Consider the following 23,802-nt stretch of genomic DNA (forward strand, 5'->3'; position numbering starts at 1 on the left):
CCTTACTTAGGTCTTACACGATTATGTCTGAACCGAACCTACTAGAATATCACTTGCTATCTAGTTATCCTTTTTATGGTTCACTCTCCAAGCGTTTTGGTCTTTCAACCAAGATTTGGGTATGCCCTACCCTATCTGTCTGACGACAAAGATTCTTACTGGTTTTTCATTCACCGTTGTTTATCGGCTACTGCGCTATGTTTGACGAGGTTTTCGCTACCCTCCCTTTTTGTCTCTTATGCAGACTTTCGAGTTCAAGGGTTCAACTCAATCGAGCCATTCACTACCGCCCACTCAGGGGATTCAAACCAATTTTATTTTAACATCAAGCCGTCCTAAAAGGACGGGGCTTTAACCCAAAATTTTGGTAAAGAGTCTAACTTGCCTTCGATTCTTGTTAGAACAGTTTCTAGGGAATAGGTGATAGTGACGGGGGATTGACTCATCTGAATTTCGGTGAACATTTGATCGCCTAGTAATATTGTAGGCTGATAATCGTTATTGGTAATTCTGTGATCTTTCGGGAGTGACGGAATTACAGCGATCGCATGGATCAAATATCTTCTTCAGAAAGTCCCGCTTGTTTCAAAAAATGCTTGAGTAATCCGATTTTTAAATCCTGGTTTCCGTGAATCGGCACAGAGATGCGGGTGGGATTATCTGGCTGACAGTAAATGTGATGGCTACCTTGAATTCTCAATAATTCCCATCCGTGACGCTCTAAAATTTTGGCCAACTTTTTCCCGGAAATTGATTTCATATCGCTATCTCTAGAATCCGAGTTTTCGGATCGTTCGGCAAGGATTCCACATCTATGGATAGACAGCCTTCGATCGCCTCGTGTAAATTTTCTAGTAGTTCCTCGAAAGTTTCTGCTTGGGTGGCACAGCCGGGGAGCGCCGGGACTTCCCCCCAGAAGCCACCTTCCTCCGCCTCGTGAACGATAACTTTCATTTTCATTGCTTATCTCCTAGATCGATCAATGGGAGGGATGGATAGATAATTATCACCACTCCTAAAATCTAACATTTCTACGGGGTTGTGTAAATAATTAGTCTTCAATAACTGGATTTAGTCTAAATATTGTAGGCTGTTTTTGTAGGTGATGCAATCCTTACCAACTGACGACATTCTGTTTTAATGGCTTGTTGTAGTTCTTGTGCCTCTGAATCGCTTAAAATGCCTGAAAACTTGGCCAGAGGATGACTGTTGCCTGTTGCCTGAACTCGATGTAAAAAATCTAACACGGTTTCTATTAGATCATCAGGTGCTTGTTCGAGTTCTTGAATTAATTGTTGACGATGGTTCATAGACAGTCTGAACGAGTAATACAGTAAATGTGATGACTACCTTGAATTCTCAATGACGTTCTCAAATTTTGGCGAACTTTTTCCCAGAAATAGATTTTAATTGACTCATCTGAATTTCGGAGATTATTCGATCGCCTAGTAATATTGTAGGCTGATAATCGTTGCCGTTGCCTCTGGATTGGTAATTCTGCCATCTTTCGGGAGTGATAGAATGCGAAGTATCCCCCGCAACAAGGAATTTAGTTTATGAGTCAATCGGGAGAAACCGTCACCTATTCCCTAGAAGCCATCCTGACGCGGATCGAGGGAAAGATCGATCGAATCGATGATCGCCTGACAAAACTAGAGGTAGGACAGGCAAAATTAATCGAGAAAGTCGAGGGAATGGATAAGCGGTTAGAAAGGCTAGAAAACGAACAATCGGGGCTAGTTAAGGATATATCCGATTTAAAAGGGGCGAAATCGCTGATTATCCCCGTAACCGTCGCGATTATTACCGCCATACTCACGGTTTTCCTTCGCTCTTTACCCTCTCCCTAGACGAATCGCGCCCGGCCTAGAAATTGCCAAGTGTAGCGGAACGATCGCCAGCTGGCGGGGGTTAGGGAGATGGGCAGAAATTCCTTTTCCATTCGCCCGCAGGTAAGCTGTTGACTATCTAGGGTTTGCCGAATAAATCTTAAAACCTTGTTAGGTAAGACTTTTAGACCTTTTGGAAATCAACAAGTACCAGGCATGGGAGTGATCAGGGGGAAAATTCAGGTGGTAAAACCCTACACCCCAACCCCCAACCCCCACCGAAAAACTTTTTCAGCAAACCCTATCTAAATTACTGGTTAAGACTGTCTATGAGCGCCGGAGTTGGGGGCCGGGTCGAGGAAGTTCGAGCATTTGTACTAAACTTTTCAAGACGCGGTTTAAAGGCACTACAGCTTATCTATAGGAGTATCTCGGCAAAACATGAAAATTATCGCCTACACCTATACCAATCCCCTGCTCGATAGTCCCCCCGATGACTCGATTTGGACCTATTCTCCCGAACAAGTGTATCAGGATTTTGGCGATCGCTCACAACGACAGCAACTGCTCCGCGATTGTCAAGGGACTCCCCCCCGACTGCTGATCCTGCGTCGTATAGCAGAATTGGGAGACAATGGCACAGAAGTTAGCAAAATTTTACAATCCTTAGAAGCCCTCGACATAGATATAATTGCCCTAGAAGACCCAGATTATAAGCTTAATTTTGCCAAGATTCTGCAAGAAATCGCAAAAAACGAACTAAGTAACCGTTTAAAAGCAGGTCACGCTCACAATCGTCTGCAAGCTTTGCCTCCCCCCGGAAAAGCCCCCTACGGTTATCGTCGTGGCAAGGAGCGTTATATACTTGATCGCAGTACCGCACCAGTAGTCAAAGACTTTTTTGATCGCTTTTTGATTTCCGCTTCCCTGCGTTCCACGGTGCGCTATCTAGAAAAACGCTACGGCAAAAAGATATCGGTAGCCACTGCCCATAAATGGCTGAATAATCCCGTTTATCGCGGCGATTTGTGCTATCTCGGTCAAGATATTATCCCCGATACCCACACCCCGATTATCTCCCGGGAAGAAGCGGCCCAGATCGATCGCATCCTGAGAAATAATCGCAAATTACCCCCCCGCAGTGCCAGCGCCCCGCGTTCCTTAGCGGGTTTAGTCCTCTGTAGTCAATGTCAATCGGGGATGACGATTACCAAAGTGACGGCGCGAGGAAAAGGCACAGAATACCTCTATTTGCGACCTTTGCAATGTCCCCGGACAAAAAAATGTTCGGCGATCGCTTATGAGAAAATTCTTGATAGCACAATCGAGCGCATTTGTCAAGACCTACCACCGACGATCGCTCAGATATCTTTACCGGATTTAGAGGGGATCAAACGGGGAATGAGCGAGGAAATAGGGCAAAAAAACGATATTTTGTCGCAATTGCCCTCCCTAGAAGCGGCCGGAATTTTAGATCAAGAAACGGCTAATCTACGGGCCTATAAACTGAAAAACGAGATCGCGCAGATTCAAGGACGTTTAGACCAATTACCCCCCGATAACCTGACTATTATCGCTCGTGCCGTTGCTTTTCCGCAATTTTGGCGAGATTTATCGGAAATCGAGCGCCGTTTTTATTTTCGCGAGTTTATCCGTCACATCGAAATCGAGAGGGAAACGGCTAATAATTGGCATTTACGTTTAATATTCGTTTTTTAACAATCTTGGACAATCTTAAAGTTAGCTAAAAATTGAGGAATGTTTGAGCGATCAATGCTAAGAAAAAGGCAAACAGCGATCGATCTCAACTATGAGCAATAACAAAAGATTAACTAGGTATAAAAAAGGGCGAAAATCCTCCCAGACAAAACCCCACCTTTACGATTACCACTATAACCAACCCGGGACGATGCCGGGGTTAATCACCATCGATGAAAATGCCGTTACTACCGAGATATTTTTAATTAATTATAATTCTCAACAAGCCACTATAGTTAATAATCTCTTACCTCAAGACTGTCTTAAATATTTATCCAATGATTCCATCTCTTGGATCGATATCGTCGGTTTGGGTAATGAAGATAAACTGCAAGAGTTGGGGGAAATTTTTCATTTACATCCCTTAACCCTTGAGGATATAGTCAGTATTCCCCAAAGACCAAAAGTGGAAGAATGCGATAATTATATTTTAATTATAGTGCCAATGGCCATCCTGATCGATCATCAGGGTTTTTTGTTAGAACAAATCAGTTTAATAGTCGGGAAGAATTATATTTTAACCGTGCAGGAAGAAGGACAATACGATTCTTTAGAGGGAGTTAGGGAAAGAATCCGTTTGAATAAAGGTTCCATCCGGCAGCAAAAATCGGGTTATTTAGCCTACTCGATTTGGGATGCAATTATTGACGGTTATTTTCCTGTTTTAGAGTCCTACGGAGAAAGAATCGAGGAGTTAGAAAACGAAATTTTAGCTAGTCCCACGGAACAGACTTTATCAAAAATTTACCAACTACGTCAGGAATTACTCTCCCTGCGACGGGCAATTTGGCCGCAAAGGGACACCCTCAATGCGCTTTTACGGGATGAGTATATTGTCATCGATACAACGATTAAACCCTATCTACGAGACTGTTATGACCATGTAGTACAAATCCTCGATGTTATCGAAAATTACCGGGAATTTGCCAATGGTTTAATGGATTTTTACCTGTCTTCCGTGAGTAATAAAATGAACGAGATTATGAAAACTTTAACGGTAATCTCGACGATTTTTATCCCGCTCACCTTCATTGTCGGTATTTATGGCATGAACTTTAATCCTGATAAATCCCCCTATAATATGCCCGAATTAGAATGGTATTGGGGCTATGTGTTCGTCTGGGTGTTGATGCTAACCGTTGCTTTCAGTTTAATCATTTTCTTTTGGCGACGTGGCTGGTTTAAGAACCTATCGACAGCGAAGAAAAGATAAACTGTTAAGCAGATTAGACAGACCGGACTTCATTGCTGGCATCTAGCAAGAGAAAATGGCTATTGCAGAGAAATTAATAGTTTAGTGTCTACGGTATTTTTTAACACTTTCAGTTGATGGCTTCTCATTTTGTCCAACCAACTATAGTGCTGGCTGTGACATTGATAGACGATATCGATGTCACCAATCTCTGACTTAACCTGAGCCAAGTAGTTTTCTAGTTCGCTAATTTTCATAATCAATCTCGCTTGCGCTGAAGGACATCAACCCTAAACCAAGAATTATCGCTAAAGGATAGGGGTGACTACAGTTATTATTATAGGCCGATCATAATTCCTAAAAAAGTTCTTATCTAGGGTTTGCTGAAAAAGCTTTTCCTGGGGGCAGGGTGTGGGGTGTGGGGTGTGGGGTGTGGGGTGTGGGGTTTTACCCAACAAGGTTTTTAGATTTATTCAGCAAACCCTAGGTAAAGGGGCTAATTTACCGAAGCAGGGCCGCAGTAATGCCCAAGCAATGTCGATAATCGCAACAAGTCAAGAGATAAAAAATTCTCGATATTGTCTTTCACTTCGCCCAGCTTCAATAATTAATTCTTTTTTCATTACTTTTTAGGTTCTGGGGGTTGCTGTTTGGAAGCTGCCGCAATCGCTTGATTTAAGCGAGTTAATTCTTCTTTAAACTTCGGTTCTTGGGGATAATTTTTGACTAATTTTTCTAGGATACTTTTAGCTCCAGAAACATCTTGAGTTTGTAATCTTGTTCCATAAAGAACTAGCATAACTTCCAGATTGTCGGGATATTTTTGATATAACTTTTCTAAAGGTTCTCTGGCTCCGATAAAATCTTTTAACTGTAAGCGAGCTTGGGCCAGTCCTTGCAAAGCAGTGGGGTTATCCGGTTCGCGTTCGAGAATTTTCTCGTAACCTTTGACCATTTCTGCTAATTTTTCGGGAGGAATAGTTGCCTCTTGCCCAGGTTGATTGCCTTGGGGGGAATTAGAATTATTATTTTTCCATAAACCTAAAGTTGGCACCACCATTAAAGCCAGAAATACTAAACCAGAGGAAACAATTAAGACTCGTTTGAGCGTATCGTTATTTTTTTTTGGCATACTTTTTAAAGATTAGAGATAAGATTAATTGGTAGTAACTCGATGAAATTGGTGACCCCAAAGATTATAAGCCCAAATTCCCAAGCCAAAACTACCTAAGCAGAGGATGGTGAGCATCAGGAAAACTTGCCACCTATTGTAACCTGCTTCCTGAATTTCTAGACGACCAAGGATAGCAGCAGCTAACAGGATTAAAACTCGACTAAATACCGCCCACTTGTGGAAGATAAAGACTATCGCCAAAGACCAGCCGAGAATTGATAATACAGCGCTAATATCGTTTTTAAACCAACTGCGGAAAAATACCGGCATTAAGTGACTAAACAGAGTTAATCCTAGGGCAATTGAGAGGATAACCCCTACCACTAGGATATAGATGATGATTTCTAGCCATTCGCTCGTGAGAGTCCAATTCATCTCATCACCGCGGACAAGTAACCAATCACTCCATGATAAACGCTCATGGGCGATCGACCAGCCAAACACCCCATAGACCGATGGAATCAGAAAAGTCAGTAGTATAATGCGCCAAAACATAATCAGTTATCAGTTATCGGTTATCAGTTTTGAGTTTTAAGTTGTGAGTTTTGAGTTTTGAGTTTTGAGTATTAAGTGAGCAGTATGTATTAAGTGAGCCTCATCAAATGGCAGTTTCCTACTGTCTTTTCACTGATTACTGATTACTGATTACTGATCACTGAAAAAAGTCAAGCCTGAACCCTGAAAGAGACGAAAATTGCTCCTTTTCAGACTTCAGGCCTCTGGGACTGTCCCGATCGCTTAGGACATATACTGGATGATAAAGTCGAAGTAGGGGGCTGCTGCCACGGCATCTTCTTGAGTCAAAAGACCTAAAGCGGCCTCTTTGAGACAACGAATCGCCTCCACCATGCCGGGGACGGGAACATTAAGAGAGTTATACATCTCTTTGACCCCGATCAGACCGGTTTGTTCGATCGGTCCCTTATCTCCGGCTAATACCCCATAGGTAACTAGACGCAGATACCAACCATAATCGCGCAAGCATTGATTATATTGACGCTGACCGTAGGCATTACCCCCCGGCGCTCTATAATCGGGACGTTTCTTGAACAGTTGTTTTTGAGCCTGATCGACGATTTTTTTCTCATTGTCAGCGAGAGTTTCGGCAATGCGAATTCTCTGCTCACCGGTTTTTAAAAATTGCCCGATACCCTGTAGTTCACCACTACTAGGATAACGAAGTTCGTCGTCGGCTTTGAGGATGACTTGGCTAACTACGCTCATAATATCAAGGTAAATTCTGATAACATTCTGTAGTTTATCTCAGGTCGGGGTCTGGAAGTCGAGTCATCGCTGCTGGTTGGGCAATTCCTAAAAATTGTAATATTTCGTTATGAGTTTCCCCGACAGCCCGGTTACTCTCTAGAATGAATGTATTAGTGGTCAGCAGTGAGGAGATTGCAATTGAGATGTCACCGCACACTGATTAACTTGAACCCGATAACTGGTAATTAATATGGAATTTTTAGCACCCTTCTTTTTGATAGCGGGCATTCTGGGATTAAATGGCTTTAAAATCGATCGAGAATACCAGCGTGGTGTTATCTTTCGCCTAGGGCGTTATCAAGACACCAAAGGCCCCGGACTGTACTGGATCATTCCCCTAGTTGACCAAAAAATGCGGGTGGATATTCGCACCAAAACCGTCGATATCGCCCCGCAAGAAACTGTCACCGCCGATAATGTCACAATTAAGGTTAATGCGGTTCTCTACTATCGCATTATCGACCCCAACAAAGCGATTAATAAAGTCGAATCCTACCCCACGGCCGTTTATCAAGCGGCCATGACCACTTTAAGAAATGTAGTTGGTCAAAATCATCTCGATGATGTCTTGCAAAAACGAGACAAAATTAATCAAGCAGTCCAACAAATTGTCGATGAAATTAGCGAACCCTGGGGCATTGATATCGAACGGGTGGAGATGAAAGATGTGGAAATTCCCACCGCTATGCAGCGAGCTATGGCCAAGGAAGCGGAAGCATTGCGAGAAAAACGCGCCCGTTTGATTAAAGCTGCCGCAGAACAGGAAGCTTCGCTAAAATTAGCCGAAGCTTCCCGATTAATCATGGAAAATCCCGCCGCTTTGGAATTACGCCGCCTACAAATGTTAACGGAAATTGGCGCGGAAAATAACACCAGTACTGTGATTATGCTCCCCTCCGATATCTTAAATCTTGCTCAAAAATTAGCCGAAAAAGTAGCCCAAAATGGCTGAATTGTCAATAGCCAAAAAGGTTAATTTTTAATAATAAAGATTGGGTGTGTTAGACAAACCTAACGGCTGCATCTCATTTTTGTCAATCTACCAAGTTGGGATTTTTAATGGGAAACTCTCTGCTAAAATCGGGCGTTACTTCTGATTTTATCACTCAACCCAAGCTTTTGGGGGGTTCTACCCCCCAAACCCTGGAGCGCATTAGTTTTTCGGTGGGATGCTTACAGGCAGCTGCTGATATATCTGTAATAATCTAAGAGTCACTGATAATTGCTGATTGTCGGTATTTCTGCAAGTGTGAGATGCACCCAACCTAACACACCTAAAATTGTTAATTAACGCATGGTGACGAATTCCTCGGCGGCACTGGGGTGAATGCCGACAGTGGCATCAAAATCGGCTTTTGTCGCCCCCATTTTTACGGCAATGGCTACTCCTTGAATAATTTCGGCGGCGTGATCTCCTACCATGTGCGCGCCAAGAATTTTACCACTTTCCTGATGGACAACTAATTTCATCAAAGTTTTGTCCTCTCGGGCCGGTAAAACATTGTAACCAGGGCGGAATTTAGATCGATAAACTTTAATCCCCGTCTCACCATATAGGTTTTTTGCTTGCAATTCTGTTAATCCCACCGTCGCCGCTTCAGGAGTAGAAAATACTGCCGAAGGAACATTTTCATAACTCATTAACCGGGGTTTATTACCGAAGACTGTATCGGCAAAAGCGCGCCCCTCATTAATGGCCACGGGAGTTAAATTAATTTTATCGGTACAATCGCCCACGGCATAGATATTGTCTTCGCTGGTTTGGCTATACTCGTTGACAACAATTGCCCCATTTTTTACCTCGACATTGACATTCTCTAAGCCCAATTTTTCCAGCTTAGGAATTCTTCCAGTAGCGGCTAAACCTAGGGCATCAACAAATAAAATTTCTGAGGTTTCTTGACCCTGAATATGTACTTTTAACCCCTCGGCAGTTTTCTCGATCGAAGTGGGGAAAGTTTCGGGCATAATTTTAATTCCCTGACGGATCATTTCCGCTTGAATCTCATCGCGGATATCCTCATCAAACCCTCTTAAAATCTTGTCTTTACGGATTAACTGCACCACTTCTGTCCCTAATCCGTGCATAATACCAGCAAATTCTACCCCAATATATCCCGCCCCTAAAACTATAATTCTTTTTGGTTGTTCTGGCAGTTGAAACATGGCATCAGAAACTACTGTATGTTCAATCCCCGGAATATTAGGTTTAACGGGATGTCCCCCCACGGCAATTAAAATTTTATCGGCAGTAATTTTCTCGTCTCCTACCTCTAGGGTATGGGTATCAATAAACTTGGCATAATTAGGAAAAATCGTCACTTGAGAATTATCTAGCATCTTTTGATAAATGCCATTCAAACGTATAGTTTCCTGATTAACCGCACTAATTAATTTTTGCCAATTTAACTGACTCTCTACCGGACTCCACCCGTAACCTTCCGCATCCTTAAATAGTTGCGGAAAACGACTAGAATAAACCATTAATTTTTTGGGAATACAACCGCGATTAACACAGGTTCCTCCCAAACGATCGTATTCTGCTAATCCCACTTTTGCCCCGTATTCGGCTGCCCGTCTAGCGGTGGCAATACCACCAGAACCACCACCAATCACCAATAAATCAAAATCATAACTCATAAAAACATCCTCGCAAATGAATAGAAATTTAACGGAATCAAGAAACTTTTTGGGCAAAAAGGGGAGCGAATATCTCGGATCAATCCCTAACTGAATCTATCGAGTAACTAGGACAATATAGTCACTAATGCTGCTAAATTAGAGTCAATTTACCTACGGCCAAGATTTAATTCTATGCTAACACGCCGCTCGAAATTATCTTTTCTCTTGGGGACTTGTTCCCTATTTCTCTGGGTAAACCATCCCGTCACCCTTGCAACCCCCATCAGTCCAGACAATTCCCCCCCTTCCGAGTTTATCTGTCCCGCAGACTTAGCCACCAGGATCGATCGCATTTTGGCCCGACCCGATTATCAAGGCGCTTATTGGGGAATTTTAGTAAAATACCTCAATTCTGACCAAAATATCTATAGTATCCACGAAAATAACTTTTTTACTCCCGCTTCTACCGCAAAATTATTAACCACTGCCGCCGCTTTTAGCAAATTTAACCGCGATTATCGTCTGAAAACCCCCATTTTAGTTCAAGGCAATCCCCCCGATTTAGAAACTTTAACCTTAGTCGGGAGGGGAGATGCCACCATAACCACAGAAAAGTTAGAAAAATTAGCAGAAAAGTTAAAAGCACAGGGAATTAACTCAATTTCTCGCTTAATTGTCGTTGCTAGTCCTTTTCTTGTCTCCGATAGTCAAAAAACCTGGGAATGGGAAGATGTCTTTTTTGACTATGCTGTACCCGCTTCTAGCTTGGTTTTAAACGAAAATTCCGTCACTTTAAAGCTTTTACCGCGACAATTGGGGCAAAGCTTAGATTTACAATGGTCTGATCCCATTGCCGCTAAACAATGGCTAATTGAGAATCAAACCAGCACCGCAGCGCAAGGAAGCCCGAATACTCTGGCAATTAAGGGCAATTTAGCCAATAATCGCCTGATTATCACTGGTTCTCTGGCTATTGATAGTCAAGATGATTTTAATTTAGCTATTCCCCAACCCTCGGAATATTTCCTGGCTCGCTGGCGTAATATCCTTGAAAAAGCGGGAATTACTGTTAAAAACGCAGAAATTAGTTCACAGATTCTCGGCGATGAAATCACCAATTTAGCATCAGAACCCTTAGCATATTTGGTGGAAAAAGTCAATAAAAATAGCGATAATTTACTAGCCGAAACCCTACTACAAATGCTCGGCGGTGTGACGGGATTGCAAGAAACTTTAACAAAACTGGGAATTAACAGCGATAGTTATAAAATCGGCGACGGTTCGGGGCTATCACGACAAAACCTAATTAAACCCAAGACTTTAGGTCAAATTTTACAAATAATGGCAGAAAACCCTGATTATCGTCGTTCTTTAGCCATTGGCGGCATTGATGGCACTTTAACCAATAGATTTCGCCAGACTCCCCTAGAAGGACGATTACAGGCAAAAACCGGGACTTTAACCGGAGTTATCGCTCTCGCGGGTTATCTAGCAACCGCCGACAATCAACCCCTAATCTTTAGCATAACCGTAAATAACAGCGATCAACCCGCCACCACCCTCAGAAACGGCATTGATGAGGTGATTTTGCTACTAGGACAGTTAAAACGCTGTTAATCTTCAGGAGACTCCGAGACAGGAGATGGGGAGATGGGGAGATAGGGATTTAGGGAGATGGGGAGATAGGGAGATAGGGAGATAGGGAAATTTCAGCTAAATTCCCCCACTACCCCAACACCCCAACACCCCACTACCCCAACACCCCAACATCCCAACACCCCACTTCCCCACTTCCCCACTTCCCCAACACCCCGCTCCCCGCTCCCCGCTCCCCGCTCCCCTTTCCCCAATTCATAATTCATAATTCCCACTTCCCCAACACCCAACTAATTCGATTGATCGAGTCAATTAATCACAGAAGACTGTATACTTTTGTAAAAATTGCTTCTAGCTGACCTGTAGATTAATCGACGGAGTTATTGATATATGTATATAGTTCAGATTGCCTCTGAGTGCGCTCCAGTGATTAAAGCTGGGGGATTGGGGGATGTGGTATATGGATTGAGTCGAGAATTAGAAATTCGCGGTCATTGCGTGGAGCTAATCCTACCCATGTATGATTGTATGCGCTACGACCAAATTTGGGGCTTACACGAGGCTTATCGCGACCTGTGGGTACCTTGGTACGGTGGGGCAATTCACTGTAACGTTTTTTGTGGTTGGGTACACGGGCGCTTGTGTTTCTTTATTCAACCCAATTCGGGCGATAATTTCTTTAATCGCGGTACTTACTACGGTTGTAAGGACGATAATATGCGTTTTGCCTTCTTCTGCAAAGCCGCTTTAGAATTTTTGCTCAGAAGTAATAAACGTCCCGATATAATTCATTGTCACGACTGGCAAACCGGTTTAATTCCGCCCTTACTTTTTGAAATTTATAAATATCATGGTATGGGCAATCAGCGCGTTCTCTACACCATCCATAACTTTAAACATCAAGGATTTGCTGGTGCGGAAATTCTCTGGGCAACAGGATTAAATAACGATACTTACTACTTTAGCTATGCCCGAATGCGCGATAACTTCAATCCTTTTGTGATTAATTTTATGAAAGGTGGTATCGTCTTTTCCAACTATTTCAATACCGTCTCACCCCACCATGCTTGGGAAGCACACCACACCGAGGTTAGTTACGGTTTAGGTCATACAATTCACCAGCATCAACAGAAATTTACCGGCATTCTCAACGGTTTAGATTACAATATCTGGAACCCAGAGGTGGATAAATTTATTGCTGCACCCTACGGTGTTGATAGCTTCTCCGAGAAGGCCCGCAATAAGAAGGCACTGCGAGAAAGACTCTGGTTAAGAGATGCACCAGAAAAACCCTTAATTTGTTATGTCGGTCGTTTAGATGACCAAAAAGGCGTACATTTAGTTCACCATGCCATGTATTATGCCTTAGCTCGCGGGGCGCAATTTGTCCTCTTAGGTTCCGCCACCGAATCGTTAATTAATAACTGGTTCTGGCACGAGAAAAATCACCTAAATAATAACCCTGATGTTCATATTGAATTGGGCTTTAATGAGGAATTATCTCACCTCATTTATGCGGGGGCCGATATGATTGTGGTTCCCAGTAATTTTGAACCCTGCGGACTGACACAAGTAATCAGCTTAAAATACGGAACCGTTCCCATCGTCCGGGGAGTTGGTGGTTTAGTTAATACGGTTTTTGATCGCGATTATGATACCTATCACAAACCCGAAGAACGCAATGGTTTTGTCTTTTTTGATCCCGATAATAATGCCCTCGAATCAGCCATGTCCCGGGCATTAGAATTGTGGTACACTCAACCGGAAGAATTCCAAAAATTAGCGATTCAAGGCATGGAATGCGATTACTCTTGGAATCGTCCCGGCGAAGAATACGTTGCCCTTTATGAAATGATTCGCCACAAATAAACCCCATCTTGTCTCTAGCAATTCCCTGGTAGTTGTTTGTTGCAATTTCTTGGGGAATTGCTTTAGTTTTGACCGATTCCTGACTTGAAAGAGGGTGTAGGGTGTGGGGTGTGGGGTGTAGGGAAGGAAACCTCTTTCATCTGTGGGGGTGAAAATTTTTTCATCGAGACTGACTCCTGATGACCGACTCCTGACTGCAGCAACAAACTTTTTGCCGCAAACCCTACCTAGGGTCTGCTGAAAAAGTTTTTGGGGGGGGGGTGGGGGGGGGGGGTTGGGGGTTTGGGGGTTGGGGGTTGGGGTGTGGGGTTTTACCCATTTTCAGGTGGTCAATTACCTAATTTTCAGGGAAAAAGTCCCTGAATTTTCCCCCGATCACTCCCAGAACTGGGACTTTTTGATTGACAAAAAGTCTAAAAGTCTTACCCAAAAAGGTTTTTAGATTTATTCAGCAGACCCTACCTAGTAGAGCAGAAATGTTAACTTTGCTTGGTATTCTTGGGTGAGGGGATGACTAACTCCCAAAATCTGAAATATAGCTAATATGGCTTTTCTTGCCCCATCCTGACGATATTTTCTACTTTTTCCCACCAGACCGATCAGTTGCTCTAAAGCGGCGGCATAATCTTCTTTTAATGCGGAATTAATCCCAGTAAAAAATATCGGATCGAGGGGATTATTTTCTGGTTTTAACTGTTGAAATTCTAGGAGAGTTTTCCAACCTTTGATCACGGGATTTTCTTCTTTAATAGCACTGATTAATCGGTAAGCATCAGACCATTTTTCTAGACGCATGAGAAATTTTACCGCCATAATAACTAATCGCGGTTCGTTGGGATATTTAGGAAAAAGATGATCGAATAATTGTTTAGCTGTGGGCAAATTATCGAGGGCGATCGCTTCTTTTATTTCTGCTAATCCTGTTTCTAATTCCGATTTTAAATCGAGACGGGAAAATAAGTCTCTAATTTGTTCTTCTGGCAAAGCACCGACAAAACAGGGTAACACTTCTCCCTTGCTGACAATTCGCACATCGGGAACTCCTTCTACATCGTATTGTTCGGCTAATTCGGGATTTTTATCTATATCTATTTTGGCAAGGATAAAATTATATTCGCTTGCCAGTTTTTCTAGCATTGGTTTTACCAATTTACAGGGTCCACACCACAGAGCATAAAAGTCTAAAATCACTGTATTTAGATAGGATTTCTCAATCACTTCACTGTCAAAATTTGTCCCATCTACCTCGATAGAATATCCCATCTATTTCTCCTCTAATAACTTATTTTTCAGCTAGTTTTGTCTCACTTATCTCTTTTACCCAAAGGGCTAATCCTCCCCCTCGTCCCCGGGCTGCCATCATTGTTTCTGTGATCAGAAAATAGGCAAAAAATGCCTGTTTTTTGATACTTTCCTGATAAAAATTCGCTTCACTTACCTGCCCATTTCTAATAAAACCTGAATAGAGAGAGCGATTAAATAGGGTTAGGTTGAGCCGGGTAAAATCAAAGGCGAGAAGACGGGTTTTAGGAAAAAACTTAACCGGACCGCTTACAGATAGTTTTACTGCTCCTAAAACTATGTGATTGCTGACGGTTCCAGAGATAAATTCTCCCGGTTCTAAACTCTCATTTCTTTGGTAAGAGATGGTAATTTTTAACCAGGACGGTAGATAGCGTCCCTTACCCAAAACAATTCCCGCTCTCTTTTTAGCTTTTTGAGTTCCCGTGATAAAGTATAATCGCCAAGTACCGACCAAAGCCTCAAAAGTAAGATTTTCTTTAGTTTTTTTCTGTTTTTTTTCTGTTGTTAAGAGAAATTCTAGCAATTGAGAGACAGGGGGGCGATTATTATCCTCAAGTATTAGGGGTGAGTCGAGATTTCTAACCATGATTTCAGACAGTGCCAAGATATTTTAGCTGAAGCTACCGAACTCGAAAAAGCGAGCGATAAACCGGTTGACCCTTATTATAAGTGGACTTTTCCCTCTCCGTCGGTACGGGGAAAATATTTTCCTCTAACCAGGGGGTTTGATGTTGCCGAACAAAATTGGGATGTGCTTGAAATCTCTCGGTCATTTCCAGGGCGATCGATTCCACATCCGACTGTAAAAAAACCCAGCCCCCAGCTACCATATACTTAGCCAAAGCTATGACTAATTCTGGCTGCACAACCCGACGCTTGCTGTGACGCTGTTTAAACCAAGGATCGGGAAATTGAATCGACACCCAAAATAACTTATCTGCGGGCAAAGATTGCAGTAAAATTTCTGGGGCAACATTCATATTGCCAAAAACAAAAGCGAGATTACTTAATCCTAACCTTTCCCGTTCCTGATTGGCTTCAATTACCAAAGGTTGACGAATTTCAATGCCCAAAAAATTAATTTCTGGCTCTACTTGGGCCATTTGTAACAAAAATTTACCCCGCGCACAACCAATGTCAAGATGGAGAGGTTGCGTCATATCCTGATAAACTTGATTCCAATCGGGGGGAGCGATCGGATGGCGATATTTATGACTTAAGGGATTGACGTGCTGACGAACGCGAACTTTAGCCAAAGATATTTTCTCCTCTATTTCTCCTCGATCGATCTAGTTTACCGATATTTAGCCCAATTTAATGCGATGAATTTCCGTTTCGCCATTCTCAGCGATCCTCATATCGCTTTACCCACAACCATTTTGAACCATTCTAATCGCTTTCATCTGGTGGAAGTGAGTATTCCCGCTTTAAAAATTGTTTTAGACCATCTCATCACCCTTAACCTCGATTTTCTGCTGATTGCTGGCGATTTAACCCAAGATGGTGAACCAGAAAATCATCGTTGGTTAGCCGATTGTTTAGCTACTTTACCCTTCCCCGTCTATGTGGTGCCGGGTAATCATGATGTTTTGAGTTTAACCGCAACAGAAAACCAGATCGGTTTAGCAGATTTTCCCTTTTATTATCAACAATTTGGTTACAGCCATCCCGAACAAATATACTACCAACAAGAAATTTCACCCGGAGTGCAATTAATCGGTCTTAATTCCAATCAATTTGATGACCAAGGTAAACAAATTGGCAGTTTAGATGCAGAACAATTGCATTGGTTAAAACAGACTTTACCCGCGCTAAAAAACGATCTAGTGATGGTGATGATCCATCATAACGTTATCGAGCATTTACCCGGACAAAGCAATCATGAATTAGGTAAACGCTATATGTTGGCTAATGCGGTAGAACTGCTCGATATACTACAGGAAAACGGCGTAAAATTGTTGATTACTGGCCATCTCCACGTGCAAGATCTGGCTTTTACTAGAGGTATCTATGAAATTACCACCGGTTCCCTCGTCAGTTATCCCCATCCCTACCGGGTGCTAGAATATTGCGAAAACACAGGAGAATTAGCCATAGAATCCTTTCATCTGCAAAATATACCGGGATGGGAGAATTTACCCGCTATTTCTCGGCAATGGTTAGGCGATCGCTCTTATCCTTTTATGATGCGTTTGTTAACCTGCCATCCCCTCAATCTTCCCGTGAGTCTAGCGGAGGAATTAGCGCCGAAATTACGAAATTTTTGGGCAGATGTGGCCAAAGGTGACACAATCTTCGATTTTAGCGATTTTCCGCCCCTAGCACGCCGTTATTTTGACGCTTTCAGTGCCATCGATCCCCTCGGTAATCCTCATTTTATCGACAATCAAGCTGTAATTAGTTTCAAGCATCAGTTAAGTTATCGGCGATCAAACTTGCTGGTGGAGATGAGAGAATAGCTGCAACAAATAATTCACTATAGCTTATAGTTATAGGACTATCCGGCAGCGCAGCCGCTATCTTGGCAGAAAATATCAAAAAAAATCAATGGAAGCAATTAAAAAGGAATTGAAAAAAATCGGTTCTCTTGCCCTGTTTTTTTTCTTGGCTTTCGGTTATATTCTTCTGATCATGAAATTATTTCTGGAAGAGTATTCGATTACTACCTACGTTTTGGGTAAAGCGATCTTAGGAGCGATCATTGCCGCAAAAACCGTGGCAATTCTCGACGTGGCCCTGAAGCTAGAATGGTTAGAAAATCGACCCCGTTACGTTAGTGTTCTGTATCGAACCTTTGTTTACACCCTAGCAGCACTGATTCTCGGCTCGATCGAGGGTTTTCTGGAAGCTTATCGGGTAACGCGGGTAATTTCGGAGGCAATGGCCAAATTTTGGCAAAGGGAAAGTTTCTCTCAAATCCTTGCGGTTACTCTCTGTCTAGCAGTGGTTTTTTTTCTCCACAATCTCTGGCAAGAAATCGATCGCTATTGGGGTAAAGGCACATTGAGAAAATTTTTTCTCGGTCGCTCCTAGAGTACAGCAGTTATCTTAATGGTGAGATAGGAAGTTTTCCTTTTGGGGAGTCGGGAGATAGGGATTTAGGGAGATAGGGATTTAGGGAAATTTCAGCTAAATTCCCCACTATCCCCCGCAACGCGCACGCAGTGACCACCCCACTACCCCAACACCCCACTACCCCCACGAAAAACTTTTTGCCGCAAACCCCATCTCCCCCCTGCTCGCCCTATCTTTCGCGGGCGACCCCTGCTAGGATAATATACGGGTGAAAAATTGCTAATCCAAGGAGTACAGACGTGATTGAACCTTTAGTGCTAGGGATTACCCTAGGCTTAATTCCCATTACCCTAGCGGGTTTGTTCGTTGCCGCCTATTTACAGTACAAACGGGGCAATCAATTAGGCTTAGACTAAATCTATCAGGCCAATCCCCCGAATTGAGACAATCTCCCGTCAAGCTAGGCACTAGACGGGAGATTTTTCAACAGGACAAATTTGCCGCTTAACAGATTGTTGCTGCCGGCGTTGCCATCCCTGCAAAACTCATCTGTCTTATGGGGAGAGCGCTCGCCTGAAACCAAAGGCTACAGGGCTGTTAAACTAGGAAAACGAATGACAGTTTCCGTATATTCGGGAACCCATCCGGCGGTACTGGTGAAGTAACGCACTGCTTTAACTCGTTTACTGGCAGTGAGGTGAAACCAGTGTTCGCTCTGGGCGGGAACATTGATATATTCTTGAGGTTGAATAGTTAATTCCCCCTGAGAACCATCGGCAAAGACAAAGCCAAAAACCCCTTCTCCATCAATGATATAACGCACCTCATCGTCGGCGTGGGTGTGACAGCGCTCGAACTTTGCCAGTAAAGTGTCGAGATTGGGAATTTCAGGGTGCAAAACGATTAAATCTCTAGCTTGATAACCCGCTTCTTGCTTTAGTTGCTTAAAATAACCGTCTAAGCTGGTTAAAACTATTTCTTTTTCTTCATCAGTGAGAGAAGCTTGTTTAAGTAGCTGACGGGTGGCTTCGTTTTCGATCGGCCAATAGTTTAAAGTGACATTTAATTTGGCCAATTCCAGACTAATATCGGCTAACTGGGTATAGGTTGTCCCATTCTCTAAGCGTAGTATCGCCATTAATTATCATCCTCAAGATTACTTTTTCTATTTTAAAGTTTTCCAGAGAGAAGCCGCTCGATTTTTTGCCCCTCGCTCCCTTGTCAGTTCCTAGTATTTTCTGCTCAAAAATGCTATTATGGTCTATATATGGGGAATTAGCTCAGTTGGTAGAGCGCTGCGATCGCACCGCAGAGGTCAGGGATTCGAGTTCCCTATTCTCCATTTTCCAGAGATATTAACCAGAAAGCAGCTAGAAAATACTTTTTAGTTCCTTTTCATGGGTGTGAATCCAATCACAGATATCCTTGATTAGGGTTTTTCCATTGCGCTGAGGCTGCCAACCTGTAGCTTCGATAACTCGGCGAGAATCAGTGATAAAAATTGGCATATCTCCGGTGCGATTTTCGGGAACTGCCTCAATCATTATACTATTGCCCGTGATTTCTTGACATAGTTTTGTAGTTTCATAAAGGGACAAGGAAAAATCTTGCCCACCCCCCACATTAAAAGTCTGCCCTTTGAATTGTGCTAAATTAGCAATCTGAATATCGATTAAATCGAGTAAATCAGCTACATAAAGAAAATCTCTAACCTGTTTCCCCGTACCCCATAACCGATATATTTTAAGGACTTCTGAAAGTAATGATTAGCCACCCAAAGGGCAAAAACTCCCTGATCAACTTTTCCCATCTGCCAAGGACCGGTTAAAACTCCACAGCGATTAATTAAAGTTCTTAATCCGTAGGCATCCCCATATTCATTAATAATCAATTACGATGCTAACTTAGTGGAACCGTAGAGAGAACGGGGTAAATCTAAGGGAAATTGTTCACTGATACCAAAAGCAGAAACTCCGGGTAAATCTTGCTGTTCAGATAACTGAAAACGAGTATCTGTTTCTGTATAGTTTAATTGATTAAGATAGGCAATGGGATAAACTCTGCTGGTGGAGAGAAAAATAAAATCTGCTTGGGTTTGTCTAGCTAATTCTAAACAGTTAATCGTTCCAATTAAGTTAGTCTGCAAAACGTAGCCGGGGGAAGTATAACCAGCTAAAACGGAAGGTTCTGCCGAACATTCTAGGATTAAATCCACTGGTAAAGCGGATGCTTCTAAGTCTTCCGCATTTCTGACATCTCCATGAACAAACTCAATTCCCGCTTGTTTGAGACGGGGAATATTTAATTCAGAACCGCGACGTTTTAAGTTATCTAAAGCGATAATTTTCCAGTCGGGATAGAGTTGGGCTAATCCCAAACCTAAAGAACTGCCCACAAAACCCGCACCACCAGTAATTAACACTTGCCTACTCATCAAAAATACTCCACTAGATAATAATTATCAAACAACTTGATTTTTTTTCTTTTTGCGCTTATAGTCGCCTCTAGAAAGGTGTTTTTCTAACCAGATAGAGAGAACTATAAATAAATAACGACTACCCATTTCCTTGAGTTTTAACTTGGAAATACCCGTGGTACGATTGCGCCAAGTGATGGGAATTGTCGTGTAGGAATATCCTCGCACGATTGCTTTTAAGGGCATCTCTACTGTTAAATTAAAATGGTGAGACAGTAGAGGTGAGATTCCTTCGATAACCTCCTTCCGATAGATTTTAAAGGCGTTAGTGGTATCATTAAATTTTAGCCCAAATAAAACTTGAATGAATAGATTAGCCAAACGATTAATGAATAACTTGTGAATGGGATAATCAATAACTTTTCCTCCTTTGATAAAACGAGAACCAAAAACGCAATCGTAGCCCTCTTGCAGTTTATAATAATAGTCCACCATGTTATCGGGAGAGTCGGAATTATCTGCCATTACTACTGCCACTGCATCCCCGCTAAAATTTTCTAATCCACAGCGCACCGCAAAACCAAACCCGTTGGGATAATAGTTATTGACGTAGCGAATCCGAGGATTTTCTTGGTTGATTTTTTGCAGAACTGCTTCGGTGTTATCTTTGCTATTGTCATTAACAACTAGGATTTCATAATCAATTTTATCCTCTTCTAAACGTTCAGATATTAAGTGAGTGGTGCTTTCGATGCAATCTTCTTCGTTGTAAGCAGGAATAACTATTGATAGGGTTTTTACTGCATAGTTATCCCTTGATTGACGTGGGTGAGAGTAACCGTCCATCTCGAAAGCTGGTGCTAATCCTTCGGGATAGTACATTTCTGTCTCATTAGTCTTATTCTTGGGTTTAAAAATTAGGCTATCACTGGCAACATAATTAATACTAGCTCCCAGTAAAACCCCAATCATTGTGTTAACTCCGGGGCTAATTCCTAACCAGTTTAAGAAGGGAAATATCAATAAAACTCGCAGTAAAACTGCTAAACCTGCCGAGAGATGATAGAGAGGAAGTTGTATCAAAATCACATCTCTAATTGTCCAATCTCCTCCAGTCCACACCCAGATTCTATAGATAAAGAAACTAGCAATTAAAGATATTTCTATAGAGATAACGTTGGCCACATTTTTGAGCAATGGGGTATTAAATCCCAATTCATCAATAAACCAATAAATTAAGAACAAGTTGATTAGAAATGCGATTCCTCCAGCAATGAGAAATCGGAAGATTTTATTGTTGTAGATTTTAGTTAACATAATAGTATCTTAAAATATGCTCTGGTTTAGTTTTTCTAGGTCAATAAGTAGGTGGGTGGAATTAAATATAATAAGATGAACGTAGGTTTGGGTGAAGCATGAAACCCAACGCCCGCATCGGTTACACTACCGCTAAACCATCCTACAAATAATTGTGCTTCCCTACTTATTGCTATTAATAACATCATTAATCTCCTCTGGTTAGATAATTGACAGATTCCCTCAATTACTAGCAGTATATTTTGCTAAAAATCACTTTTGTAACGGGGGAAAACTAGCAGATGAAAATTGACCAGAATAATTCTTGATTTACCCTAGTTCCAACGGCTAACGTTTTGACTAAAAAGCTCTTTGAGAATATCTGTTACTGTGTAGGTTAACTGCCAATCAGGATAATGATTTTTAAACTTACTCACATCAGAAATCCACCAGATATGATCACCAATACGATTAGTCTCTACATACTGCCAGTTTAACTTTTTATCCGCAATCGCTTCACATTCTTGAATAGCTTCTAACATAGAACAATTGCTAAAGCGACTACCACCGATATTATAAACTTCTGCTACTCGCGGGGTCTGATAAAAATGATAGAAAGCATTGACGAGATCATAACTATAAATATTATCGCGTACCTGCTTACCCTTATACCCATAAATACTGTATTCTTTGCCAATCATCGTACATTTCATTAAGTTAGGATAAAAACCCGTGTAATTGGGTTCCCGAATGACTTGGACCGGTTAAACAACCGCCGCGAAAAGAGGCAGTTTTCATCTCAAAATAACGACCGTATTCCTGTACTAATACATCCGCCGCCACTTTCGAGGCACCAAACAAAGAATGTTTACAAGCATCAATACTCATCAACTCGTCAATACCTTGAGCAAAATAAGGATGATTTTCCGAGATTTCCCAACGTAATTCTTTTTCTACTAAAGGCAATTCATTCGGTCTATCCCCGTAAACTTTATTGGTGGAACAGAAAATAAATACTGCTTGGGGACATTGTTGACGAGTATTTTCTAATAATACTAAAGTTCCGTTAGCATTGACACTAAAATCCATATAGGGATCCTTAGCTGCCCAATCGTGGGAAGGTTGCGCCGCCGTGTGGATAATTAAGGATATATCATGACTATAGGTTTTAAATATAGCTGCAATAGCTTCATGATCCCGAATATCTACAGCATGGTGAATGTATTTATCCCCGTAATCTTGGGATAATTTGGCTCGATTCCACTCCGTTGAAGCGTCTTCACCAAAAAATACCTGACGCATATTATTATCGATACCGACGACAGTATAACCCCGATCACAAAAAAATCGTACTGATTCGGAACCAATTAAACCAGCAGAACCGGTTACTAGAACGATCGCCATAACTATATCCTGAATTTTGTGCCTAGTTGCTGAGAAATTTCCCCAGTTGAGAAAACTTTCTCCGACTCTACTAGATAGGTTCCCCTTTGTCAATTAAATAGTAGGGGATTCCCTTAACTGCGGCAATTCCCTCAAAAATTATCGTCCTATCCACTAGGGGTGATTTAATGGCGTTTTCTTGCCAGTAATCCCTAATTAAGTCCCCATCTCCCCCTGTTAAAATTATCCCGCTCTCTGGATATAAATTTAACCATTCCTGACTGAATTTTTCTATTCCCGCCAAAATTGTATAAATTATCCCACTTCTTATCCCTTCTGCTGTTTCTTTTGCCCACATCTGAGGTAATCTTTCCGGTAAGGACACCTCTGGTAAGGCTGCCGTCCGTTCCCTTAAACTGGCTAATTGCACCTTGAACCCGGGTAAAATTGCCCCTCCCACTAGCTTTTTATCCCTATCCACTCCCGTAAAAGTTAAGGCTGTTCCCGCATCGATTACTAAACAGGGAAATCCGTATTTTTTTCCCGCACCTAAGACAGCTAAAGCTCGATCGATGCCGAATGTTGGATATAATTCCAGTAAAGGAATATCTTTTAAAGTAATTATCCGTAAATTGCCATAATTTACCCATAATTCTCTTTGGCTAGGAACCACAGAGGCAACAATCAATGCACATTCACATTTATTTGTCAAGAGTTTAGGGAAAATTTGTTGCAAAAATTCATTACTTAAGGGTTCCCTCAGGTGGGGAGTATCGAGACAAGCTAACAGGGTTTGACCGCAAAAATACCCCCAATGTAGCCGAGAATTGCCGATCATCAAACCTATCCAGTCAGTATCTTGCTCAGTCATCGAAAATTTTGGGTCTGAAACCCCGTCGTTCTACGACGGCTTTACCGTTAAATACTAGCGCATTTACACGATATATGCTAAAATGTGAGACATGGAAAAAGCCTACTCGTTTCGATTTTACCCCACACCAGAACAAGAGTCGCTATTGCGGCGCACTTTGGGCTGTGTAAGATTGGTTTACAACAAAGCTCTCCATCTCAGAACAAAAGC

At 42.1% G+C, this 23,802-nt stretch carries 23 protein-coding genes, 1 tRNA gene and 3 pseudogenes; 11 read left to right on the top strand and 16 right to left on the bottom strand.

The genetic code is table 11. The features are described from left to right. Positions 1-362: 362 nt before the first annotated feature. The 4 genes and pseudogenes from IM319_RS22310 to IM319_RS01610 form a co-directional block, all read right to left on the bottom strand. Positions 363-557 (bottom strand): annotated as a pseudogene (locus tag IM319_RS22310) (shikimate dehydrogenase); the annotation flags it as partial. After that, entirely contained in the window at positions 554-760 is a 207-nt protein-coding gene (locus IM319_RS01600; RefSeq protein WP_287734369.1) for a type II toxin-antitoxin system HicA family toxin, read from the bottom strand. The gene IM319_RS01600 and the pseudogene IM319_RS22310, both read right to left, overlap by 4 nt. After that, positions 757-960 carry a type II toxin-antitoxin system HicB family antitoxin gene (locus IM319_RS01605; protein ID WP_190359077.1) on the bottom strand — a complete coding sequence of 68 codons (204 nt, stop codon included), beginning with the start codon at positions 958-960 and terminating at the stop codon, positions 757-759. Before IM319_RS01605 ends, IM319_RS01600 begins: the two co-directional genes overlap by 4 nt. A 116-nt stretch (positions 961-1,076) precedes the next feature. Next, positions 1,077-1,310, bottom strand: a complete 234-nt coding sequence (locus IM319_RS01610; protein WP_110578190.1) for a hypothetical protein — start codon at positions 1,308-1,310, stop codon at positions 1,077-1,079. A 246-nt stretch (positions 1,311-1,556) separates the two neighbouring features. On the opposite strand from IM319_RS01610, the gene IM319_RS01615 reads away from it, so the two are divergent. The 3 genes from IM319_RS01615 (at position 1,557) to corA (ending at position 4,800) form a co-directional block, all read left to right on the top strand. Further along, the gene (locus IM319_RS01615) at positions 1,557-1,850 is read left to right on the top strand and encodes a hypothetical protein (RefSeq protein ID WP_002759475.1); all 294 of its coding nucleotides are present in this window, start codon (positions 1,557-1,559) and stop codon (positions 1,848-1,850) included. Positions 1,851-2,270: 420 nt separating this feature from the next. Continuing rightward, positions 2,271-3,548, top strand: a complete 1,278-nt coding sequence (locus IM319_RS01620; protein ID WP_287734370.1) for a recombinase family protein — start codon at positions 2,271-2,273, stop codon at positions 3,546-3,548. Between the two features lie 91 nt (positions 3,549-3,639). Continuing rightward, the gene (gene corA / locus IM319_RS01625; RefSeq protein WP_287078859.1) at positions 3,640-4,800 is read left to right on the top strand and encodes a magnesium/cobalt transporter CorA; all 1,161 of its coding nucleotides are present in this window, start codon (positions 3,640-3,642) and stop codon (positions 4,798-4,800) included. A 601-nt stretch (positions 4,801-5,401) separates the two neighbouring features. Here the strand turns inward: corA and IM319_RS01630 are convergent. From IM319_RS01630 to IM319_RS01640, 3 genes are all read right to left on the bottom strand, one after another. Continuing rightward, entirely contained in the window at positions 5,402-5,911 is a 510-nt protein-coding gene (locus tag IM319_RS01630; RefSeq protein ID WP_286825898.1) for a tetratricopeptide repeat protein, read from the bottom strand. Positions 5,912-5,935: 24 nt separating this feature from the next. Then, positions 5,936-6,448 carry a hypothetical protein gene (locus IM319_RS01635; RefSeq protein ID WP_287734371.1) on the bottom strand — a complete coding sequence of 171 codons (513 nt, stop codon included), beginning with the start codon at positions 6,446-6,448 and terminating at the stop codon, positions 5,936-5,938. 243 nt (positions 6,449-6,691) lie between these two features. Then, positions 6,692-7,177, bottom strand: a complete 486-nt coding sequence (locus tag IM319_RS01640) for an allophycocyanin subunit alpha-B (protein WP_012267184.1) — start codon at positions 7,175-7,177, stop codon at positions 6,692-6,694. A gap of 232 nt (positions 7,178-7,409) precedes the next feature. On the opposite strand from IM319_RS01640, the gene IM319_RS01645 reads away from it, so the two are divergent. Then, a complete protein-coding gene (locus IM319_RS01645; protein WP_287734372.1) occupies positions 7,410-8,171 on the top strand; it encodes a slipin family protein in 762 nt (253 codons plus the stop codon). A 335-nt stretch (positions 8,172-8,506) separates the two neighbouring features. Here the strand turns inward: IM319_RS01645 and gorA are convergent, their stop codons facing one another. Then, on the bottom strand, positions 8,507-9,859 hold the full coding sequence (gene gorA, locus IM319_RS01650; RefSeq protein ID WP_286825895.1) for a glutathione-disulfide reductase: 1,353 nt from the start codon (positions 9,857-9,859) through the stop codon (positions 8,507-8,509). A gap of 174 nt (positions 9,860-10,033) precedes the next feature. Here gorA and dacB point away from each other — a divergent pair, with 174 nt between their 5' ends. Together dacB and glgA are read left to right on the top strand one after the other, a co-directional pair. After that, positions 10,034-11,458: a D-alanyl-D-alanine carboxypeptidase/D-alanyl-D-alanine endopeptidase gene (dacB, locus tag IM319_RS01655; RefSeq protein ID WP_287734373.1), complete on the top strand. Its 1,425-nt coding sequence runs from the start codon at positions 10,034-10,036 to the stop codon at positions 11,456-11,458. A 369-nt stretch (positions 11,459-11,827) separates the two neighbouring features. Beyond that, complete coding sequence (glgA, locus tag IM319_RS01660) at positions 11,828-13,306, top strand: glycogen synthase GlgA (RefSeq protein ID WP_287734374.1); 1,479 nt, start codon at positions 11,828-11,830, stop codon at positions 13,304-13,306. Positions 13,307-13,768: 462 nt separating this feature from the next. Here glgA and IM319_RS01665 read toward each other — a convergent pair whose 3' ends face one another. From IM319_RS01665 to trmB, 3 genes are read right to left on the bottom strand one after another with little or no spacing between them, the layout of a single operon-like run. Continuing rightward, positions 13,769-14,569 carry a tetratricopeptide repeat protein gene (locus tag IM319_RS01665; RefSeq protein WP_287734375.1) on the bottom strand — a complete coding sequence of 267 codons (801 nt, stop codon included), beginning with the start codon at positions 14,567-14,569 and terminating at the stop codon, positions 13,769-13,771. Between the two features lie 19 nt (positions 14,570-14,588). Continuing rightward, positions 14,589-15,197, bottom strand: a complete 609-nt coding sequence (locus IM319_RS01670) for a hypothetical protein (protein WP_287734376.1) — start codon at positions 15,195-15,197, stop codon at positions 14,589-14,591. 34 nt (positions 15,198-15,231) lie between these two features. Then, positions 15,232-15,867 carry a tRNA (guanosine(46)-N7)-methyltransferase TrmB gene (gene trmB, locus IM319_RS01675; RefSeq protein ID WP_286825890.1) on the bottom strand — a complete coding sequence of 212 codons (636 nt, stop codon included), beginning with the start codon at positions 15,865-15,867 and terminating at the stop codon, positions 15,232-15,234. Between the two features lie 66 nt (positions 15,868-15,933). Here trmB and IM319_RS01680 point away from each other — a divergent pair, with 66 nt between their 5' ends. The 3 genes from IM319_RS01680 to petG all read left to right on the top strand — a co-directional run bounded on the left by IM319_RS01680 (position 15,934) and on the right by petG (position 18,042). Continuing rightward, entirely contained in the window at positions 15,934-17,070 is a 1,137-nt protein-coding gene (locus IM319_RS01680; RefSeq protein WP_287734384.1) for a metallophosphoesterase family protein, read from the top strand. Between the two features lie 88 nt (positions 17,071-17,158). Beyond that, complete coding sequence (locus IM319_RS01685) at positions 17,159-17,644, top strand: hypothetical protein (protein ID WP_287734377.1); 486 nt, start codon at positions 17,159-17,161, stop codon at positions 17,642-17,644. Positions 17,645-17,925: 281 nt separating this feature from the next. After that, positions 17,926-18,042: a cytochrome b6-f complex subunit V gene (gene petG, locus IM319_RS01690; protein WP_286825887.1), complete on the top strand. Its 117-nt coding sequence runs from the start codon at positions 17,926-17,928 to the stop codon at positions 18,040-18,042. A 170-nt stretch (positions 18,043-18,212) separates the two neighbouring features. Here petG and IM319_RS01695 read toward each other — a convergent pair whose 3' ends face one another. Continuing rightward, positions 18,213-18,764 carry a 1,2-dihydroxy-3-keto-5-methylthiopentene dioxygenase gene (locus IM319_RS01695; RefSeq protein WP_286825886.1) on the bottom strand — a complete coding sequence of 184 codons (552 nt, stop codon included), beginning with the start codon at positions 18,762-18,764 and terminating at the stop codon, positions 18,213-18,215. A gap of 131 nt (positions 18,765-18,895) precedes the next feature. Between IM319_RS01695 and IM319_RS01700 the strand changes: the two genes are divergently transcribed. Further along, positions 18,896-18,968 (top strand) — tRNA-Ala (locus IM319_RS01700). A 28-nt stretch (positions 18,969-18,996) separates the two neighbouring features. Here the strand turns inward: IM319_RS01700 and IM319_RS01705 are convergent. The 4 genes and pseudogenes from IM319_RS01705 to IM319_RS01725 all read right to left on the bottom strand — a co-directional run bounded on the left by IM319_RS01705 (position 18,997) and on the right by IM319_RS01725 (position 23,592). After that, positions 18,997-20,060 (bottom strand): annotated as a pseudogene (locus IM319_RS01705) (NAD-dependent epimerase/dehydratase family protein). A gap of 27 nt (positions 20,061-20,087) precedes the next feature. Then, the gene (locus IM319_RS01710; protein WP_287734379.1) at positions 20,088-21,359 is read right to left on the bottom strand and encodes a glycosyltransferase; all 1,272 of its coding nucleotides are present in this window, start codon (positions 21,357-21,359) and stop codon (positions 20,088-20,090) included. A 314-nt stretch (positions 21,360-21,673) separates the two neighbouring features. Continuing rightward, a pseudogene (locus IM319_RS22315) lies at positions 21,674-22,742 on the bottom strand (NAD-dependent epimerase/dehydratase family protein). A gap of 70 nt (positions 22,743-22,812) precedes the next feature. Continuing rightward, entirely contained in the window at positions 22,813-23,592 is a 780-nt protein-coding gene (locus tag IM319_RS01725; protein ID WP_287734382.1) for a pantothenate kinase, read from the bottom strand. 91 nt (positions 23,593-23,683) lie between these two features. Between IM319_RS01725 and IM319_RS01730 the strand changes: the two genes are divergently transcribed. Next, the coding region (locus IM319_RS01730; protein ID WP_287734385.1) for a helix-turn-helix domain-containing protein at positions 23,684-23,802 on the top strand (119 nt) is incomplete at its 3' end.

The organism is Microcystis sp. M113S1, from assembly GCF_020246945.1.
GTDB lineage: Bacteria > Cyanobacteriota > Cyanobacteriia > Cyanobacteriales > Microcystaceae > Microcystis.

Coding starts and splice junctions, on each gene's coding strand:
- IM319_RS01710 (WP_287734379.1), bottom strand. CDS start 21,359: ATGTTAACTAAAATCTACAACAATAAAATCTTCCGATTTCTCATTGCT.
- IM319_RS01725 (WP_287734382.1), bottom strand. CDS start 23,592: ATGACTGAGCAAGATACTGACTGGATAGGTTTGATGATCGGCAATTCT.
- IM319_RS01635 (WP_287734371.1), bottom strand. CDS start 6,448: ATGTTTTGGCGCATTATACTACTGACTTTTCTGATTCCATCGGTCTAT.
- IM319_RS01685 (WP_287734377.1), top strand. CDS start 17,159: ATGGAAGCAATTAAAAAGGAATTGAAAAAAATCGGTTCTCTTGCCCTG.
- IM319_RS01630 (WP_286825898.1), bottom strand. CDS start 5,911: ATGCCAAAAAAAAATAACGATACGCTCAAACGAGTCTTAATTGTTTCC.
- IM319_RS01605 (WP_190359077.1), bottom strand. CDS start 960: ATGAAAATGAAAGTTATCGTTCACGAGGCGGAGGAAGGTGGCTTCTGG.
- IM319_RS01670 (WP_287734376.1), bottom strand. CDS start 15,197: ATGGTTAGAAATCTCGACTCACCCCTAATACTTGAGGATAATAATCGC.
- IM319_RS01615 (WP_002759475.1), top strand. CDS start 1,557: ATGAGTCAATCGGGAGAAACCGTCACCTATTCCCTAGAAGCCATCCTG.
- IM319_RS01610 (WP_110578190.1), bottom strand. CDS start 1,310: ATGAACCATCGTCAACAATTAATTCAAGAACTCGAACAAGCACCTGAT.
- dacB (WP_287734373.1), top strand. CDS start 10,034: ATGCTAACACGCCGCTCGAAATTATCTTTTCTCTTGGGGACTTGTTCC.
- IM319_RS01600 (WP_287734369.1), bottom strand. CDS start 760: ATGAAATCAATTTCCGGGAAAAAGTTGGCCAAAATTTTAGAGCGTCAC.
- IM319_RS01645 (WP_287734372.1), top strand. CDS start 7,410: ATGGAATTTTTAGCACCCTTCTTTTTGATAGCGGGCATTCTGGGATTA.
- IM319_RS01620 (WP_287734370.1), top strand. CDS start 2,271: ATGAAAATTATCGCCTACACCTATACCAATCCCCTGCTCGATAGTCCC.
- corA (WP_287078859.1), top strand. CDS start 3,640: ATGAGCAATAACAAAAGATTAACTAGGTATAAAAAAGGGCGAAAATCC.
- IM319_RS01665 (WP_287734375.1), bottom strand. CDS start 14,569: ATGGGATATTCTATCGAGGTAGATGGGACAAATTTTGACAGTGAAGTG.
- glgA (WP_287734374.1), top strand. CDS start 11,828: ATGTATATAGTTCAGATTGCCTCTGAGTGCGCTCCAGTGATTAAAGCT.
- IM319_RS01695 (WP_286825886.1), bottom strand. CDS start 18,764: ATGGCGATACTACGCTTAGAGAATGGGACAACCTATACCCAGTTAGCC.
- IM319_RS01640 (WP_012267184.1), bottom strand. CDS start 7,177: ATGAGCGTAGTTAGCCAAGTCATCCTCAAAGCCGACGACGAACTTCGT.
- IM319_RS01680 (WP_287734384.1), top strand. CDS start 15,934: ATGAATTTCCGTTTCGCCATTCTCAGCGATCCTCATATCGCTTTACCC.
- gorA (WP_286825895.1), bottom strand. CDS start 9,859: ATGAGTTATGATTTTGATTTATTGGTGATTGGTGGTGGTTCTGGTGGT.